The 16830-nt window shown below is 60.1% G+C and carries 24 protein-coding genes; 10 read left to right on the top strand and 14 right to left on the bottom strand.

Annotated elements, in window-relative coordinates; translation table 11 throughout:
- The first annotated feature begins 80 nt into the window (after nt 1–80).
- Nucleotides 81–986, top strand: coding sequence for a LysR family transcriptional regulator (locus AC2FJ6_RS10390; RefSeq protein WP_170772843.1), 906 nt, complete (start codon nt 81–83; stop codon nt 984–986).
- A 52-nt stretch (nt 987–1038) separates the two neighbouring features.
- On the opposite strand, the gene AC2FJ6_RS10395 is transcribed toward AC2FJ6_RS10390, so the two are convergent.
- Complete coding sequence (locus AC2FJ6_RS10395) at nt 1039–1956, bottom strand: hydrogen peroxide-inducible genes activator (RefSeq protein ID WP_170772845.1); 918 nt, start codon at nt 1954–1956, stop codon at nt 1039–1041.
- A 98-nt stretch (nt 1957–2054) separates the two neighbouring features.
- Between AC2FJ6_RS10395 and AC2FJ6_RS10400 the strand changes: the two genes are divergently transcribed.
- The gene (locus AC2FJ6_RS10400; RefSeq protein ID WP_496668928.1) at nt 2055–3017 is read left to right on the top strand and encodes a sodium-dependent bicarbonate transport family permease; all 963 of its coding nucleotides are present in this window, start codon (nt 2055–2057) and stop codon (nt 3015–3017) included.
- A gap of 5 nt (nt 3018–3022) precedes the next feature.
- On the opposite strand, the gene AC2FJ6_RS10405 is transcribed toward AC2FJ6_RS10400, so the two are convergent.
- Genes AC2FJ6_RS10405 through AC2FJ6_RS10420 form a run of 4 tightly spaced genes read right to left on the bottom strand, consistent with a single transcriptional unit; the run spans nt 3023 to nt 5936 of the window.
- Nucleotides 3023–3925 (bottom strand): OmpA family protein, encoded by a 903-nt coding sequence (locus AC2FJ6_RS10405; RefSeq protein ID WP_170772849.1) that lies wholly within the window; start codon nt 3923–3925, stop codon nt 3023–3025.
- Nucleotides 3922–4494 carry a peroxidase-related enzyme gene (locus AC2FJ6_RS10410; protein ID WP_170772851.1) on the bottom strand — a complete coding sequence of 191 codons (573 nt, stop codon included), beginning with the start codon at nt 4492–4494 and terminating at the stop codon, nt 3922–3924. Before AC2FJ6_RS10410 ends, AC2FJ6_RS10405 begins: the two co-directional genes overlap by 4 nt.
- Nucleotides 4495–4509: 15 nt before the next feature.
- A complete protein-coding gene (locus AC2FJ6_RS10415) occupies nt 4510–5217 on the bottom strand; it encodes a GNAT family N-acetyltransferase (protein ID WP_496668930.1) in 708 nt (235 codons plus the stop codon).
- Nucleotides 5214–5936: a competence/damage-inducible protein A gene (locus AC2FJ6_RS10420; protein ID WP_170772855.1), complete on the bottom strand. Its 723-nt coding sequence runs from the start codon at nt 5934–5936 to the stop codon at nt 5214–5216. The genes AC2FJ6_RS10415 and AC2FJ6_RS10420 overlap by 4 nt, the downstream gene beginning before the upstream one ends.
- A 51-nt stretch (nt 5937–5987) precedes the next feature.
- Between AC2FJ6_RS10420 and sfsA the strand changes: the two genes are divergently transcribed.
- Nucleotides 5988–6698, top strand: a complete 711-nt coding sequence (gene sfsA / locus AC2FJ6_RS10425; protein ID WP_170772857.1) for a DNA/RNA nuclease SfsA — start codon at nt 5988–5990, stop codon at nt 6696–6698.
- On the opposite strand, the gene AC2FJ6_RS10430 is transcribed toward sfsA, so the two are convergent.
- A complete protein-coding gene (locus tag AC2FJ6_RS10430) occupies nt 6695–7057 on the bottom strand; it encodes a hypothetical protein (RefSeq protein WP_170772859.1) in 363 nt (120 codons plus the stop codon). The genes sfsA and AC2FJ6_RS10430 overlap by 4 nt on opposite strands.
- A 247-nt stretch (nt 7058–7304) precedes the next feature.
- Here AC2FJ6_RS10430 and map point away from each other — a divergent pair, with 247 nt between their 5' ends.
- Nucleotides 7305–8117, top strand: coding sequence for a type I methionyl aminopeptidase (gene map, locus AC2FJ6_RS10435; protein WP_170772862.1), 813 nt, complete (start codon nt 7305–7307; stop codon nt 8115–8117).
- On the opposite strand, the gene AC2FJ6_RS10440 is transcribed toward map, so the two are convergent.
- The 4 genes from AC2FJ6_RS10440 to AC2FJ6_RS10455 are packed head-to-tail and all read right to left on the bottom strand — an operon-like array spanning nt 8105 to nt 10712.
- Nucleotides 8105–8290, bottom strand: a complete 186-nt coding sequence (locus tag AC2FJ6_RS10440; protein WP_170772864.1) for a hypothetical protein — start codon at nt 8288–8290, stop codon at nt 8105–8107. The two genes, map and AC2FJ6_RS10440, sit on opposite strands and share 13 nt — an antisense overlap.
- Before the next feature lie 25 nt (nt 8291–8315).
- Entirely contained in the window at nt 8316–8951 is a 636-nt protein-coding gene (locus AC2FJ6_RS10445) for an HAD family hydrolase (protein ID WP_170772866.1), read from the bottom strand.
- Nucleotides 8944–9504, bottom strand: a complete 561-nt coding sequence (gene rsmD, locus AC2FJ6_RS10450) for a 16S rRNA (guanine(966)-N(2))-methyltransferase RsmD (RefSeq protein ID WP_496668932.1) — start codon at nt 9502–9504, stop codon at nt 8944–8946. The genes AC2FJ6_RS10445 and rsmD overlap by 8 nt, the downstream gene beginning before the upstream one ends.
- A complete protein-coding gene (locus AC2FJ6_RS10455) occupies nt 9501–10712 on the bottom strand; it encodes an NAD(P)/FAD-dependent oxidoreductase (RefSeq protein WP_480876100.1) in 1212 nt (403 codons plus the stop codon). Before AC2FJ6_RS10455 ends, rsmD begins: the two co-directional genes overlap by 4 nt.
- Before the next feature lie 99 nt (nt 10713–10811).
- Between AC2FJ6_RS10455 and AC2FJ6_RS10460 the strand changes: the two genes are divergently transcribed.
- The 4 genes from AC2FJ6_RS10460 (at nt 10812) to AC2FJ6_RS10475 (ending at nt 12341) form a co-directional block, all read left to right on the top strand.
- Nucleotides 10812–11297 carry a peroxiredoxin gene (locus AC2FJ6_RS10460; protein ID WP_170755218.1) on the top strand — a complete coding sequence of 162 codons (486 nt, stop codon included), beginning with the start codon at nt 10812–10814 and terminating at the stop codon, nt 11295–11297.
- Between the two features lie 100 nt (nt 11298–11397).
- The gene (locus AC2FJ6_RS10465) at nt 11398–11643 is read left to right on the top strand and encodes a glycine zipper 2TM domain-containing protein (protein ID WP_496668934.1); all 246 of its coding nucleotides are present in this window, start codon (nt 11398–11400) and stop codon (nt 11641–11643) included.
- A 10-nt stretch (nt 11644–11653) separates the two neighbouring features.
- Complete coding sequence (locus AC2FJ6_RS10470) at nt 11654–12001, top strand: EF-hand domain-containing protein (RefSeq protein WP_170772871.1); 348 nt, start codon at nt 11654–11656, stop codon at nt 11999–12001.
- Between the two features lie 28 nt (nt 12002–12029).
- On the top strand, nt 12030–12341 hold the full coding sequence (locus tag AC2FJ6_RS10475) for a hypothetical protein (RefSeq protein ID WP_170772872.1): 312 nt from the start codon (nt 12030–12032) through the stop codon (nt 12339–12341).
- On the opposite strand, the gene AC2FJ6_RS10480 is transcribed toward AC2FJ6_RS10475, so the two are convergent.
- From AC2FJ6_RS10480 to AC2FJ6_RS10495, 4 genes are read right to left on the bottom strand one after another with little or no spacing between them, the layout of a single operon-like run.
- Entirely contained in the window at nt 12338–12631 is a 294-nt protein-coding gene (locus tag AC2FJ6_RS10480) for a 4a-hydroxytetrahydrobiopterin dehydratase (protein WP_170785182.1), read from the bottom strand. The genes AC2FJ6_RS10475 and AC2FJ6_RS10480 overlap by 4 nt on opposite strands.
- Nucleotides 12628–13815 (bottom strand): GNAT family N-acetyltransferase, encoded by a 1188-nt coding sequence (locus tag AC2FJ6_RS10485; protein WP_496668936.1) that lies wholly within the window; start codon nt 13813–13815, stop codon nt 12628–12630. Before AC2FJ6_RS10485 ends, AC2FJ6_RS10480 begins: the two co-directional genes overlap by 4 nt.
- A 45-nt stretch (nt 13816–13860) precedes the next feature.
- Complete coding sequence (locus AC2FJ6_RS10490; RefSeq protein ID WP_170772875.1) at nt 13861–14628, bottom strand: glycerophosphodiester phosphodiesterase family protein; 768 nt, start codon at nt 14626–14628, stop codon at nt 13861–13863.
- Entirely contained in the window at nt 14625–15080 is a 456-nt protein-coding gene (locus tag AC2FJ6_RS10495) for a RidA family protein (protein WP_170772876.1), read from the bottom strand. Before AC2FJ6_RS10495 ends, AC2FJ6_RS10490 begins: the two co-directional genes overlap by 4 nt.
- A 300-nt stretch (nt 15081–15380) precedes the next feature.
- Here AC2FJ6_RS10495 and AC2FJ6_RS10500 point away from each other — a divergent pair, with 300 nt between their 5' ends.
- Both AC2FJ6_RS10500 and AC2FJ6_RS10505 read left to right on the top strand, forming a co-directional pair.
- A complete protein-coding gene (locus tag AC2FJ6_RS10500) occupies nt 15381–16193 on the top strand; it encodes an MlaA family lipoprotein (RefSeq protein ID WP_237215815.1) in 813 nt (270 codons plus the stop codon).
- Entirely contained in the window at nt 16183–16785 is a 603-nt protein-coding gene (locus AC2FJ6_RS10505) for an MlaC/ttg2D family ABC transporter substrate-binding protein (protein WP_170772878.1), read from the top strand. Before AC2FJ6_RS10500 ends, AC2FJ6_RS10505 begins: the two co-directional genes overlap by 11 nt.
- Nucleotides 16786–16830: the final 45 nt, after the last annotated feature.

Here is a 16830-nt window from a genome sequence, read left to right on the forward strand (position 1 = left end):
GATATTATCCCATGTCTGCCCAGTTTCCGCCCAGATTGAGCGCCAAGGTCAGTCAACGAACCAAGACTTGGGGTACGAGTATGGACAGACTGACCGAAATGGAAGCCTTTGCCAATGTGGTGGACCAAGGTGGCTTCACAGATGCGGCCAAGAAAATGGGCATCTCCAAATCGGCCGTGTCCAAGCACGTCTCGAGCCTCGAGGCGCGTCTGGGCGCCCGTCTTTTGAACCGCACAACGCGACGCGTGTCGCCTACGGAAATCGGTTTGGCCTACTATGACCGCGCGCGCCGTGTGCTGAATGACGCAGGTGAGGCTGATGCGCTGGTGACGTCGATGCAATCCGCGCCTTCGGGCCTGTTGCGCATCAGTGTGGCCACGGATTTTGGCGTGAATCATCTGTCTCCGGTCCTGTCAGAATTCCTGTCAGCCTATCCCGATATCACCGTGAACATGGTGCTGAACAACCGGTATGTTGAGCTGATCTCGGAAGGGTTCGACGTGGCCGTGCGTATTGGTGAGTTGGAAGACAGCACCCTGCGCGCCCGCAAACTGACCGAAACCGTGAAACGGATGGTCGCGGCCCCCAGTTACATCGACAAATATGGCCGCCCCCAAAAGATCGACGATCTGAACGAGCACAAGCTGCTGCATTACTCCAGCCAATCTTCCGGCAACGTGTGGAAACTGACCGCGCCATCGGGCGAAAAGCGTCAGGTCCGTACCGCCGGCTGGCTGAGCGTGAATGACGGGCAGTCCCTGCTGAACGCAGCGATCTCGGGCCTTGGGATCGCGCATCTGCCCAGCTATCTGTACGCTGACGCGCTGAAAAGCGGCAAGGTTCTGGACGCGATGCCGTCGCTGCCTGATGAGTTGCAGGGCGTCTATGCAGTGTACCCTCCGGGCCGTTTCACACAGCCCAAGGTGCGCGCATTCATTGATTTTCTGGTCGAGTCCTTCAACGACAAGGGCCCGATGGATTGGTAATTTCTCCCCGGTGAAGACTGAACGGCCCGCACACAATTGTGCGGGTCTTTTTTTATTCCATGAAGACCGACAGCCCCATGCCCTTGGCAACGGTGCGCAGGGATTGGATCAGGATGTTTTGTCCGGGCAGGGCGGCTTCCCCGCGCCGCGACAACAGCGCGATATCGCGGTTGGCGTTGGGGATCGTCAAAGGGCGCAGACGCACCTCGTCTCGGTAAATACCCTGCCGCCTTGCATAGAGATCGGGCAAAACCGCAGCCCCCACCCCCGAGGCTGCCATTAGCACGATCGAATCCAGTGTCGTGCCCTCATATTCATCGGATACCACCCCTCCGCATTCCGCCGCCAGCGCATAGACGATCCGAGAGAGGCGGTGGCTTTGGTCCAAGGTCAGGATCAGACGGTCGCGCAAATCCTCGGCTGTGACCCCATGCAGATCGCGCGCCAGTACGTCGTCCACGGCCACCCCGATCCAGAGCGTTTCGTTGAACAGGCGTTGTTGCAGCGTATTGGGGTGATCTTCGGGGGTTGAAATGATCATGTCGAACCGGCCGGATTTCAGCCCTTGCTCAAGATCTCGAGTGTTTTCTTCGCGCACGACGATGCGCAATCCGGGCCGTTCCTGGTGCACCGTCTTGATGACTTGCGGCAACAGGTAGGGCCCAATCGACGGCAGTACGCCCAACCGCAGTCGTCCACCGACAGGGGTGTCGTTGGTCATCGCGTGACGAAGGTCCTGCACCTCGGCCAGGATTTTCTGGGCGCGGGCAATGAACTCCTCGCCCCGCGCTGTGACCTGCACCCCGCCCCGATCTCGTTCAAATATGCGTAGGCCAAGCTCTTGTTCTACCGTCGCAATTTGCGCCGAGAGGCTGGGCTGACTGACGTTCAGAACGTCAGCAGCCAGCCCGAACCGCCCCAAGCGACTGACCGTGACGATATATTCCAGCTGGCGCAGGGTGGGACGCATTACATAGCCTCAAACTATTTATTTGTTAGAAAGATAATATTGGGATGACTCAATTCTGCAAGGCACTAGGCCCCGGACCGCCGGAAAAGGAGCCGTAAATGCCCAGCGTCCTAGAAACTCTGTCCAGCAATCTGCTGGTGCCTACCATTTTGTTTTTCGCTTTGGGACTCGTGGCCGCGTTTGTGCGCAGCGATCTGTCCATCCCGGCGGGCGCGGCCAAGTTCATGTCGCTCTACCTGCTTCTTGCCATCGGGTTCAAAGGCGGCAGCAACCTGGCCGAGCATGGAATCCACATGGACCTATTCCTGACGCTTCTGGGCGGGGTGGCGCTGTCCTTTGCCATCCCCTTCGTCGCTTTCGGGCTGTTGCGAGTGATGACACGGTTGGACAGCCTGAACGCAGCCGCGGTTGCAGGGCATTACGGCTCGATCTCGATCGTGACCTTCGTAACCGCGACCAGCCTGTTGGACCTTGTAGGACTTAGTCATGACGGGTTCATGGTGGCCGTCGCCGCCGCGATGGAGGTTCCGGCCATTCTGTCCGCGCTGTGGTTGGCGCACCGGTCCAATGGCAATGGCGTCAAGGATGACGGGTTGTGGCGTGACCTGCTGGCCAACGGCTCCATCGTTCTGCTGACCGGGGCGTTCCTGATCGGGGCTATCACCGGTGGTCAGGGGATGCAGATGATTGCGCCCTTCATCGTGACGCCATTTACCGGGATTTTGTGCCTGTTCCTGCTGGATATGGGTCTGTCGGCTGGGCGCAGCCTGCTGAGCAACCGCGACAAGCTGTCGGTCGGCCTGTTCGCCTTTGGGGTCCTGATGCCCCTGATTGGCGCGATGATGGCCTGGGTCGTGGGCGCGCTGATCGGTCTGTCCGAAGGCAGCCTGTTCCTGCTGATGGTTTTGTCCGCCTCGGCCTCATATATAGCGGTGCCTGCGGCCATGAAAATCGCCCTGCCCAAGGCGGAATCCGGGATTTACCTGACCCTGTCTCTGGGCGTGTCCTTCCCGTTCAACATCACCGTTGGCCTGCCGCTTTATCTTTGGTGGGTGATGTAGGCAGGTCAGTTCACCAGCAGAACCGCCTCAACCCGGCGGTTCTGGTCGCGGCCCTCGGGCGTGGCATTTGAGGTCATGGGGGCCAGATAGCCAATGCCGCGCGCCTCAAGACGGTTTCCGGCAACGCCGTGCTGTTCGATCAACCGCACGCGCACAGCCTGCGCACGCCCCGTACTGACCGAAATGTTCGCCTCGAGCGTACCCGTATCGTCGGTATTGCCCACCAGCGCCAATCGGACGTTGGGATTGTCGGCCATATAAGACGCGATCAGCGCCAGCGAAGGAAACGGGCCTTCGCCCAGCGTGATCTCACCGGTTCTGAAATGCAGGTCTTCAAGGATAACGTGGCCATTCTGTTCCAGTGCGTCCAGTAGCCCGTCTGTCTGCTTCACCGTTTCCTCAACGACCAGAGGCGGCGGTTCGGGCGCGTCCACGGGCGTGACACGGATCATCTGCACATATCCGTCGGGCGGATTGCGGCTGACCAGCAGGCTCAGCGCCTCATCCCCACGGGTGGCCGAGAGAAAGCGATAGTCCTGAATGGCCACGTACATATCCGGGGTGGGCACGACCTCGGTTCCAAAACGGAAGTCGAAACCGCCGCAGGTGATCGCGTCGCATTCGAAGATGATGTCAAAGCCCTGATCCATGATCTGTTGACGCAGTGGGGCCAATAGCTGCAACGTGGTGCTGGACCCTGATTGCAGGCGCCATGTCAGGCGCTCGACGCGGCCCTCGACTGTGAGGGCAGGGACTTTGCCAGTCGCGAATCCGCCGGTGGGCAAGTCATAGCTGTCCAGCGGACTGACTCGTTCGCTGACCAGTCGCGAACCCGACGGCAAGGCCACATCCTGCGCCAACGCAGAACCAGCCAGACATAGCGATATCAGGCCGGCGCGCAGGATCATCGGGCCTGCGCGAAATAGGCGTCGTTTGGCACCATCGCCGTGGCGCTGGCGACCCGGTTCGACATGTTGAAAAAGCCGGCCACATTGACAATGTCCCAGATATCACGGTCGCTGAAACCCGCATCACGCAGGTTTTGGCGGTCCGGTTCTTCAATCTCAGCGCTGGCATGGGTCATCTTGGCCGCGAAATCCAGCATCGCCCGTTGCCGCGCTTCCAGTGGAGCGATGCGATAGTTCATCGCCAACATCTCACCCAGTTGCGGATCACCCGACATCTGCCGCACCGCCGCTCCATGCGCCACAAGGCAATAAAAGCACTTGTTGATGGCCGAGACGACAACCGCAATCATCTCACGTTCCAGCTTGGTGACGCCGCTTTCGGCCAGCATCAGATCGTTGTACATGGTGGTAAAGGCGTTCAGCTTGTCGATGTCAAAGGCATAGGCCCGCAACACATTGGGCACAAAGCCCAGCTTCTCCACACAGATATCGAAATACCGCTGGGTTTCCGCTGGTAGGGGATCGACCATCGGCAGGTTCAATGCAGTCGGCAGAGAGGGATCGGTCACGTCAGGTTTTTCTCCTTAGATAAGCTGACGGTAATGGTATTCTCCGGCGATCTCCATCCCCAGCGCATGATAGAGACCATTGGCCCCATCATTGACCTTGGTGCAAATCACACTGAGCGTACGCGCCCCCTGTTCTTGCGCCCAGAAGGCCGCCGCTCGCATCGCCCATTGACCCAGCCCGTGACGGCGGTGTTCCGGCAGGATTTCCAGCGCGTGGACCATGGCGACACCGTCGTGGATAGCGACAAACGCCGTCCCGGCCGGTTTATCCACGCGGCGCATCAGCAGGCCAGTTTTCGGCCCCGGCGCGCGTTCCATGACCGCAAGCCGTTCTGGGCCGATGCCGCCATTGGCCCAGATCTCGACCATGATGGCCAGCGGGTCCCAAATGGCAAAGGCAGTCACCCGCGGAACAGGGATGTCGGTCAGATGCGACACGGGGCAGGTGTAGATGTTGACCGGGTCCAGCACGTCGTACCCTCGGTCCGAGAGCTGCTGATCCAGCGCCTCATCCCCCGGTCGCAGGCAAAAGATGCTTTTCTGCCCCATCGCCAGCATCGCGGCTTCGGCAGCGTCGATCTGTGCTTCGGTCGCGGGTCCTCGCGCGCTGGCCGCCGACACGCGTGATCCACCGCCCTGCCCTTGGCGCAATTGGAATGGGCCCTGCTTCGTGTACTGCGCGGCGGGCCATGTGCCATCGACGATGTTGGCCCAATCGGTCAAAGCTCGAACTCTTTCGCCAACCGTGTGACCGCTGCATCAACTTGCGCCCCGTCGGTACCGCGCACCACGATATTCGCGCCAAAGGCCCCGTTGATCTGAAACGGATAGCTGCCAATGGCCAGATCGGGAAAATCCGCAGCCAACGCTGCCAGCGGCCCCGCGATATCGCCCTCGCCCCGATGCACGCGCAGGGTCTGCGACAAAAGCGGGCTGCCGCCGGTCAGGCCGGGCAGCACACTGGCCACCATCGCCTGAAAGACCGAAGGGACCCCGGCCATGACATGCACATTCGCAATCGTGAACCCCGGTGCGGTCGAGACCGGGTTGTCGATCAGCGTGGCCCCATCCGGGATGCGCGCCATGCGCAGGCGGGCCGGGTTCAACTCCAACCCGGAATTCTTGTAGTGCGCTTCAAGCAAAGCGCGCGCGTCGGCACGGATATCAATGGCCGCGTCAAAGGCGCGCGCGATGCAATCGGCGGTGATGTCGTCATGGGTCGGCCCGATACCACCGCTGGTGAACACATGGTCATGCGCTTGGGACAGCGCCTTAACGGCGGCTTCAATCGCCGGGGCGTCATCGCTGACGATACGCACCTCTTTCAGGTCGATGCCCTGCTTGGTCAGCTCACCCGCTAGATAGTGCATATTGGCATCGCGCGTGCGGCCCGACAGGATTTCATCTCCGATCACCAGCATTGCAGCGGTTGGATTGGCCATGGCGCATACCCCCTCTTGATCGACCGTTGGGGCAGGTATAGGCCCTAGGCCATGCGATTTGAAACCCCTCTTGTCCCCGCCCGCCTGATCCGCCGCTACAAACGCTTTCTGGCCGATTGCAAGCTGGAGGACGGGCACGAAGTAACCGCCCATTGCGCCAATCCCGGCTCAATGATGGGTCTGGCCGAACCAGGCCAGAAAATCTGGTTGGAGCCCAATGACGACCCCAAGAAAAAGCTGAAATATGGCTGGCGGCTGGTCGACCACGAAAATGGGCATTTTACCGGGGTAGACACATCGCTACCAAACAAGGCCCTGCGCGCGGCGTTACTAGGGCGTGAAATCCCGGCGCTGGCCGCCTATGAAACCATCCGGCCCGAGGTCAAGTACGGCGAAAACAGCCGCATCGACTTTTTGCTGACCCAACCCGGCCTGCCCGATGCCTATGTCGAGGTCAAAAGTGTCACCCTGTCCCGCCAACCCGGTCTGGCCGAATTTCCCGACAGCGTGACCGCGCGCGGCACCAAACATCTGGGAGAGCTGGCTGCAACGGCAGCGCAAGGCCACCGGGCGATCATGCTGTATCTGGTGCAACGCACCGACTGCGACCGCTTTGCTCTGGCTGCCGATATCGACCCCGCCTATGCAGCCGCGTTCGAGGCCGCACAAGGGGTCGAGCGGCTGATCTGCGGTACCACGATCACGCCCGAAGGGGTCTGGGTCGACACCGACAAGATCTGGCACGTCGACGGTCGCCCTTAGTCAAGAATTTGGAAGTCGCCCAGATAAGACCCCGTGTCGGGGCTGAACGCCTGATAACCACCGCTTTCTGTCCGGCCCACCGTCGCGCACAGCTTTGCCCCCTGCCGGAACGCGGCCCATTGACTGCATATTGCATCGCCTTCCAGCCACCACGCGCCTGTGTCTTGCCCTAGCCGAGGCACCAGCACCGCGAACTGGCCATCGCGGCCAATCCGCGCCGAGCCCGAGATGTGAAACCGTTCGAATGTGATCCTACGATCCTGCGCCAAAAGCGCGGCCACATCGGTCGCGGACAGCGTCTGAACCTCTTCCCGACATCCCACAAGGGTCAAAACTGCAAGGATCAGACCCTTTTTCATATTCACCATCCTTTACGCGCCACACATGTCTGTACCGGCTTTCTGCACTTGCGCAGATCACAAGATCGCGCGCAAATTTACTTTTGACACGCCATGATTTAAGATCATAACCCATACTGAAGGTTGAATTTCCAGGCTTTGCGCCTCATCTGAACCATCGATCCCGCCGCGACCGGACGCCCTCTGGTACTTTCTGCACAAGCAGCGTAAAAGGAGCGCTGCGCGAAACATTTGGAGCCTCGCACCGATGAAAGAACATCGTGGCCGTCTGACCAAGGACGGTATCCGCATTTACGAACAGGGTGACTTTGCCGGGATGCACGCGGCAGGGGCCTTGGCTGCGCGGATATTGGATGACATCGCTCCGCATGTCTTTCCCGGCCAAACCACAGGCGCGATTGACGGGCTGATCACTCAGATGGTCGAAGACGCGGGCGCGACCTCGGCAACCATCGGCTACAAGGGCTATCAGCACGCCAGCTGTATCAGCGTCAATCACGTGGTCTGCCACGGCATTCCCGGTGACAAGCGGTTGAAAGAGGGCGATATCCTGAATATCGACGTCACGGTCATCGTGGATGGCTGGTTCGGCGACACCTCGCGCATGTATGTGGCCGGAAAACTGCCCCGCAAGGCTGAGCGTCTGATCCAAGTGACCCATGATGCCCTGTTCAAGGGGATCGAGATGGTTAAACCCGGCAACACTTTCGGTGATATCGGCCACGCTATTCAGGCCTATGTCGAGGCACACCGCATGAGCGTTGTACGCGATTTCTGTGGTCACGGTTTGGGACGTGTGTTCCACGCACCGCCCAACGTGCTGCATTACGGCCGCCCCGGCACCGGCGCTGTGCTGGAAGAAGGCATGTTTTTCACCATCGAACCCATGGTCAATCTGGGCCGCCCAGAGACCAAGACGCTGGCCGATGACTGGACAGCTGTGACCCGCGACAAGTCTCTGTCGGCGCAGTTCGAACATTCGGTTGGCGTGACGGCAAACGGGGTTGAGATTTTCACCCTGTCGCCGGGTGATATGTTCCACCCGACCTATTCGTCCTGATCTTTGGCCTGATCGCGCAGAAGCTTCAGCAACAGGGTCTCGTCCCGCCACGGGATGACGGCGTCATGGATGAAAACCGGCGCGCGCAGCGGTTTACGCTCGGGGCCGGTGGCTGAGTCTGTGGCAGCATCCTGCTTGGGTGCCCAGAACAATGGGAGTAATGCGCGATCCATGCGGCAAGCCTAGCATGTTTGGCGATCAGAGTCCCAAAAGCTCGGGCAGTTGTGACATCTGCGTGAACACCTCGGCGCCCAAGGCGGACAATCCCGCGCCGTCATCATGGGCGGCATAAGCCAGACAGCGCATCTCGGCCCGGATCGCAGCAGTGACGCCATTTTCGCTGTCTTCGATGACAACCGGGCGGACAGCACCAAAATGCTGCGCTGCGGTCAGAAACAGGGTCGGGTCCGGCTTCGCAGTCCCCATTACCTGGGCCGAGAACATGACGTCCTTGAATCGATCCCAAAGCCCGTTCTGACCCAGCGTGATCTGCATTTTCTCTGGGCGGCCATTCGAGGCCACGCAATAGGGAACACCGGCGGCATCCAAACGCTCCAACACGACCCGAACACCGGGCACCAGAGGCGTTCCGGCGCGCAAGGCGGCGTAGACCTCGGTATAGATTTGCTCCACCCAGTCGTCGGGCAGGTCCGCCCCAAGGCTGCGCGCCTGCTGGTGGACGCCGCTCATGGTGCCGCCTACGAACAGAGACATGCATTCCGACAACGACACATGCAGATCGTAACGTGCAAGGTTGTCGACCAGAACCTGATTGGTCAGCCTTTCGCTGTCCACCAGAACGCCGTCACAATCGAAGATGACCAGATCATGCATCGGCGCGGTCCTTCCACATCAGAGTGATATGCGTGTCGCCGTATTTGCGGGCGTCTTGCAGGGTGAACCCCTCGGGCGGTTGCATCGGCGCGTTCTCCTCCCACACAATCAGCGCGTCGTCCGCGATCCACCCTTGGGTCAGAGCCGCGATGGCCTTCTGGCCCATCGACTTGCCATAGGGCGGGTCGAGGAAGATCAAATCATAAGCCGCGTCGGTGTTTTCACCCAGCCGGGTCGCGTCGCGTCGGATTAAGTGAGTGCGGTCTGCGCTGCGGGTCAGCTCGATATTCTTTCGGATCAGACCCTGCGCCACGCGCCCGTCATCCACGAAGGTCACATGGGAAGCACCACGCGACAGTGCCTCAAGCCCCAGCGCACCAGTGCCAGCAAACACGTCCAGCACGCGCAGCCCGTCAAAATTAATCTGATGGCTGAGGACGTTGAACAGACTTTCGCGCACCCGGTCCGTGGTAGGCCGCAGATGCGCCCCCGAATCGCCTTTGCCGACCGAGGCCAGGGCTCGGCCTCGGAAATCTCCGGCGATAATCCTCACGCTTTGAGCAGCGGTTTCAGGTCCGCAGTCGGGTCGGCTACCACGGCGGGATCAGCGGTCTTGCCCGCGTCGATCAGGCGTTTGCCGACCATATAAGCACGAGGGTCGTTCATCGCGTCCACCGCAATCAGTTGATCGCCTTTGTAGTACCAGAAGGACACGGTTGCGCCCTCACCTTGCCGGGTCACGACGCGGTCATAGCCCGTGTTCAGACCCGCGATCTGCAGCTTGACGTCATACTGGTCGGACCAGAACCACGGTGTTGCAGTGTAATCCTTGGCCGCGCCCAGCATGTTCTGGGCCACGATCTCGGCCTGATCAATGGCGTTGGGCACGCTTTCCAAACGAATGCGCCCTTCGCCATGCGGGAAAGACGCACAATCGCCTGCCGCCCAAATCGACGGATTGGATGTGCGGCCATGGGCGTCGGTCTTGATACCGTTCTCCAGCTCCAGCCCAGCCATCTCTGCCAGTTGGGTCGCGGGCGCGATGCCCACACCAACCACAACGAAATCAACGGCAATCTCGGTGCCATCGGTCAGAACCGCGCCCACCACCTTGCCATCCTCGCCCAGCAGACGGTCCAGCCCGACGCCTTCACGGATATCGGCACCGTATCCGGAATGCAGCGCGCGGAAATAATCGCTGGTCTCAGGTGCAGCGACCCGTTGCAGGATTCGGTCTGCCATCTCGACCAAAGTCACATTGACGCCGCGCTTGGCGCAAACCGCAGCCGCCTCGAGCCCGATATAGCCACCGCCCACGATCAGCGCGCGGGCGCCGTCGGTCACGCGCGGCTCCATCTCGTCGATATGGGCCAAATCCCGCACCACATGCACGCCTGCCAGATCGCCACCAATCGAGGCAGGCAAGCGGCGGGGGTCAGACCCGGTGGTCAGGGCCAGTTCGTCATAGGAAATGACTTCATCACCCAGCCACACGGTCTTGGCTTGCGGATCAATCGCGGTCACACGCTGACCCAGACGCAGGGTGATGTTGTTCTCGGCATAAAAGCTCTCGGGGCGCAGGAACAGGCGCTCCAGCTCCATCTCGCCCAGCAAATAAGCCTTGGACAGGGGCGGGCGCTGATAAGGCAGATGCGGCTCGGCCCCGATCAGGGTGATGTCCCCGTCAAACCCGTCTTTGCGCAGCCGCGCCACCAGCGATGCACCCGCCTGCCCGGCACCGATCACGACAATATGGCTCATCTTCCCCTCACCCTGTCGAATTCCCGTGGTCTCCTCCACGCGACCACCTATATTGCGGCTAAGCCCGACTCTGCAAATCCAAACGACAGGAGCACAAAAATGATTTCAACAGGTGATACGCTGCCCGACGCCACACTGACCCAGATCGGTGCGGAAGGCCCCGAGGAGGTCCGGATTTCCGATAAAACAAACGGGCGCAAAGTGGTGATATTTGCCGTCCCCGGCGCGTTCACGCCCACCTGCCATTCGGCCCATGTGCCCAGCTTCATGCGCACCAAGGATCAGTTCGATGCCAAAGGCGTGGACGAAATCATCTGCCTGTCGGTCAACGACCCCTTCGTGATGAAAGCCTGGGGCGAGGCCACCGGCGCGTCAGATGCGGGCCTGACCATGCTGGCAGATGCCGCGTCCGAATTCACCAAGGCCATCGGCATGGATTTCGACGCTCCGCCGGCCGGGCTGATCGCGCGCTCGAAACGCTATGCGATGCTGGTCGAGGATGGCAAAGTCACCGCGCTGAACCTGGAAGAAAGCCCCGGCGCGTGCGAAATCTCGGCTGGTGAGGGTCTTTTGGACGTCATCTGATCCGGTTTGGCCCCGGTTCTGTCGGGGCCTTTGCCCTATTTAACTTGATAGATACCCCTGAACGGCAAATACTCGGCCTAGTTGTTCAGGGAGTCCTTTTATGAAGCTCAAGTCCATTACCCTATGTCTGGGCATAGCAGGCGCACTGGCCGCGTGCGGCCCGGCCCCCACACCACAACAACAAGCCGCCCGCCAACATGAGATCGCCTGCCTCAGCGGCACGGTCGGCGGCGCGCTATTGGGTGGCGTCATCGGCAATCAGTTTGGCGGCGGGTCCGGCAAGACGATCCTGACAGCAGCAGGGGCTGCCGTCGGCGGGATCGAAGGTCAGAAATTCGCGTGCTGAGGGGGACATCATGAAACTTGGGATTTTGACACTTGGCCTGACCCTTTTGGCTGGGACCGTTGCGGCCGAAACGGTAGCAGAGCTGCATGAGAATGAATTGAAAGCCATCGACGCCAACAACGATGGATTTCTGTCAAAGGATGAGTTCAACGCTTTTTCCGACTATGCGTTTCAGGCGATGGACGAAGACAAGAACGGCACTCTGGGGTTAGACGAAGCCAAGCCCTTTCTGGACATAAAGCAATTCCAAAGCGTTGACCGCAATCAGGATAACATTATCTCTCGGTCAGAGTTCGATGCGCAGATGAACGACGACTTCACGTCTGCCGACAAAGACGGGAACGGCCAGTTGGACTAGGGCCGCCCGAACCCGACAGGAGCGTATGATGAACAAATGGATATCGCTGGGTGTTCTGGGTCTGCTAGCGGCTTGCGACGTGCCGCAGGCGCCGATTGTGACAGGACCAGACGGCCAGCAACGGATTCAGATCAATACCAGCGGGATGACCTGCTATGATACGCGCTGTCTGTATATTGACCCGGCGGCGCGGTCGGTGCGGTCGAACGGCCTGCGCACGACGCGCATCCCCGGCAATATCGACGTCAGCAGCGGCACCGTCACGCCGGATGAGTTCCGTCAAATGGGCGTTGCCGCCTCGCTGGCGGGTGGCGTCGGCTCGGCAAGCGACCGGGGTTAAACCAGACTGTCCATCTTGCGGGCCAGTTTGGCGTCCAGCGCCGACAAGCCGCCCACATCATGGGTGGACAGTGTCACCTCGACCCTGTTGTAGACATTGAACCATTCGGGGTGATGGTTCCATTTCTCAGCAAAGATGGCCACTTGGGTCATCCAGCCGAAGGCCTGGACAAAATTCTTGAACGTGAAGGTCTTGGTGATCGCATCCCGGCCTTCAACCATGGTCCAACCGGTTTGAAACAACGGGTCCAGAAGGGGGCCGCGCGTTTCGGTCGACAAAAGTTCGGTCATTGCTGTTCCTCCGGGTTCGCTTTTCTGAACGGGCCGTAATCCGTCAGAATCTCGATCTCTTCTCCCACTGCGTGGGCCTCGGCGTCCAGATATTTTCGGATCGCGTCCGCAAAGCCAGGGTCGTTGACCCAGTGTAGGCTGTGCGTGCGCGTTGGCAGATAACCGCGGGCCAGCTTGTGTTCCCCCTGCGCCCCGGCCTCGACCCGAGACAAACCCTGCGCGATGGCGAAGTCGATCGCCCTATAATAGCACAGTTCGAAATGCAGGCACGCATGGTGCTCGACACAACCCCAATAGCGGCCATAAAGCGTTTCGCGTCCGATGAAGTTCAACGCGCCGGCAATCGGGTATCTGTCACGCTCGGCCAGAACCAGCGCCATGTCGTCGGCCATGGTTTCATGGGCAATGTCAAAGAATTGTCGTGTCAGGTATGGCATCCCCCATTTGCGCGAGCCGGTGTCCTGATAGAACCGCCAGAACGCGTCCCAATGTTCGGGCCGCAAGTCGTCACCGGTGAGCGTGCGGATTTCTCCACCAAACCCGCAGGCCTGCGCGCGCTCCTTGCGGATATTCTTGCGTTTGCGCGACGAGAGCGCCGCCAGAAACCCGTCGAATTCCGAGTAGCCATCATTCAGCCAGTGAAACTGCTGCGAATGGCGCACCATCAGACCCATTTCTTCACCCGCTTCGGCCTCGGCCTCGGTACAGAAGGTCGCGTGGATGGATGAGACCTGATTATCCGCCGCCAGTTGCACCGCACCCTGCACCAATGCCGACAGACCAACGCCCTCATAGCCGGGCCGTACCAGAAACCGGCGCCCCGTGGCGGGTGTGAACGGCACTGCGATTTGCAGCTTGGGGTAATAGCGCCCACCCGCATTTTCGTAGGCATGAGCCCAGTTGTGGTCAAAGATATACTCGCCCTGAGAATGCGACTTGGCGTACATCGGTGCCGCCCCGATCAGCATCCCGTCCAGATAAGCGGTCAGATATTGCGGCTGCCAACCCGTGCCCCGCCCGACCGAGCCGCTATTTTCCAGCGCCAACAAAAACCGATGCGTGGTAAACGGGTCCATTGGACGACCACCATCGCCCACCTCGGGGCAGGCACAGCTGTCCCACTCTGCCGCAGGGATTTGCGAGAGCGACCCCAGTACCCGAACCTCGATTTGCGCCTGATCCATGTGCCCTCCGCGTCTTGTCTTTATCTGTGACGGATGGGGTGGGGTTCAACCCGGGCGGGCGGCCAAATACCCTTCAAAGGTCACATTATCGGCAACCTTGCGGGCCTCTGCCTCTTGTTCGGGCGAGCGGATGGTCCAGCACAGGATCGGCACGCCCTGCGCCTTCAGCGCAGCCACGCGGGGGCGCGACAAGTCTGCGGCCTCATGGCTGATAAAGCCGGCCCCCACCCGATCGAAATCGGGGATGTCGCGCAGGTGGTCACAAACCGCATGCGGCAAATGCTCGACTTCGGGCTGGTAGGAACAGGTGGTGATCCCACGCGGCATATTCGGTGCCAGCCGTGCCAGTTCAGCGACCGAGTTGGGGTTGAACGACATCAGCGCCACAGGCCCGTCATAGCCTTGCAACGCGCGCACCGTATCTGCCTCGAGCGGGCCGACATTAGGGCCCATCGCCCCATCCTGATCCTTCAGCTCGATCAACAACGGAACCTTGCCCGAAACGATCTGCAACACCTCGTCGAAGGTCGGAATGCCGTCCTCGCCGTGCAAAAGCCGCGTGGCTTGCGCCTCATCCGCCGTGATCTGCTGGATCGGACCGGATCGGCCGGTCAGCCGTGTCATGTCGTAGTCATGAAATACCATGGCCCGGTTATCGCGGCTGCGTTGCAGGTCGATCTCGATCCCGTAACCGGCCTCGACTGCAGCGCGAATGGCCGCCCGGCTGTTTTCCGGGCGGTTGTCCGAGAGGTCATGCAGGGCTCGATGCGCAATCGGGGTCCGCAATAGCACATCAGGTAGGGCGGGTATCATGCGACCTCGAAGATGCCTTCGATCTCAACCGCTACACCCAGCGGCAACGCAGCGGCACTGACAGCCGAGCGCGAGTGACGGCCCGCTTCGCCCAGCGCCTCGACCAGAAAATCCGAGGCCCCGTTGATCACTTGCGGCTGCGCGGTGAAATCTGCGGTCGAGTTCACGAACCCGGTCAGCTTGATCACACGTACCAGCTTGTCGATATCGCCACCACAGGCCGCCTTGACCTGCGCCAGCAGGTTGATTGCACAGACCTTAGCCGCCGCGGCACCCGCTTCGACATCCATGTCGTCGCCCAGCTTGCCGGTGATCATCGTGCCGTCGTTCGAGATCTGGCCCGAGACATAGACGATATTGCCCACGCGCACGAAGGGCACATAGTTGGCGGCAGGCGCAGGTGCGTCCGGCAGGGTGACGCCTAGGCTGTCCAGTTTGGCTGCGATGCTCATGTGATACTCCTCACCTAAATTCGACTCGGACGGACGCTAACCGGGATAGCGCGGATCGAAAAGCATGAAACCGGCAGTTTTACGGTTGCCCGCGCAGTAAGCATAACTTCTCTTATTCGGGACTGTTGAAGTTGGGTCACTTTACGTTGACCACTTGTCCGGGTTACACGCTGAGTGTTTCAATCTATTTGAGAAACACCTATGTGACATTGAATTGCGCCGCTTGTTGCGGTCGAAGATAGTATTGATTGAACGTCCAGGCATATTCATTCCTGACGTGTTGGAGTGGCAAAGACCGTGTTGAGCAAAGTCAGCTTGAAGCCTCTGATCCTTGTGTCCCTGGTGGCAACTCTTGGTGCCTGCGCCACGCGCCCGCCTGCTGACGCCCCTCCCGGAGAGGTCTTTGACCCCTATGAAAAGACCAATCGGGGTATTCACGACTTTAACCTCGGCGTTGACCGCTTTCTGTTCCGACCCGCGTCAAAAGGCTATGTGAAAATCTTCCCCGATCCGGTCGTGACCAGCTTCAGCAATTTCGCCGAGAACCTGACCTTGCCGGGACAGGCGCTGGACTATCTGTTGCAGGGCAACCTGAAACAGTCGGGCAACGCATTGCTGCGCTTTGCCATCAACAGCACTGTAGGCGGGGCCGGGTTGTCCAAACCCGCAGACGAGCTGAACCTGCCGCCTGTCGATACTGATTTCGGCGAGACCCTGCATGTCTGGGGCGTGGGCGAAGGCGCCTACGTCGAATTGCCGTTCTATGGTCCCTCGACCCAGCGTGATGCGATTGGTGTTGTGTTCAACCTGTTCTCGAACCCGATCAACTTTTCCCCGGTGCGCCCGGTCGACAATATCGGTGTTTATGCCGAGGTGGTGCGCCGCATGGGCGATCGAGGCCGGTTCTCGGACACGGTGGACTCGATTCTGTATGAAAGTGCCGACAGCTATGCGCAGGCACAAACCATCTACCTGCAAAACCGCCGTTTTGAACTGGCGCGTGATGACGAAGACGCCTATCTGGGCCTGTATGACGACCCCTATTCCGTAACCGGGACCGACCCGGTCAGGGACCCCTATCTTGACCCTTACGAGGACCCCTATGCCGAGTAATCTGATGAACCGACGCGGTTTCGTCGCCACCGGCCTGGCCGGGGCGCTGATGACCGCCCTGCCCGCCTACGCCCAGACCGAGGCCAGCGCGAAGGCGCTGGTGGTCAGCGTGGTGGATGACATCAACCGCGTGATCGCTTCGGGCAAATCCGAAAACGCGATGATCCGCGATTTCGAGAAGATCTTTACCCAATATGCCGACGTGCCAATCATGGCGCGTTACGTACTGGGTGCCGATGGCCGCTCGGCCAGCCCGGCGCAGTTGCGACAATTCACCAAAGCCTTTCAGGGCTATATCTCGAACAAATATGGCCGCCGCTTCCGTGAATTCATTGGCGGCCAGGTTACAGTTCGCAACGCCCGCAAAATCAAGGCTGGGTACGAAGTACGCACCTCGGTCAAGCTGCAGGGCTCGTCCCCGTTTGAGGTGACTTTCCTTGTATCCGACAAATCGGGCCGAGACCGGTTCTTCAACATGTTCATCGAAGGGGTGAACATGCTGCTGACCGAACGGACCGAGATTGGTGCGATGCTGGATGCCCGTGGTGGCGATCTGAACCGGTTGATCAAGGACCTGAACAAAGTCGGTTGAGCGTCTTCAAAAATGCAAGCAGCGCCGCGCAACCTTTTGGTCGCG

Source organism: Ruegeria sp. CDSA089 (assembly GCF_059612205.1).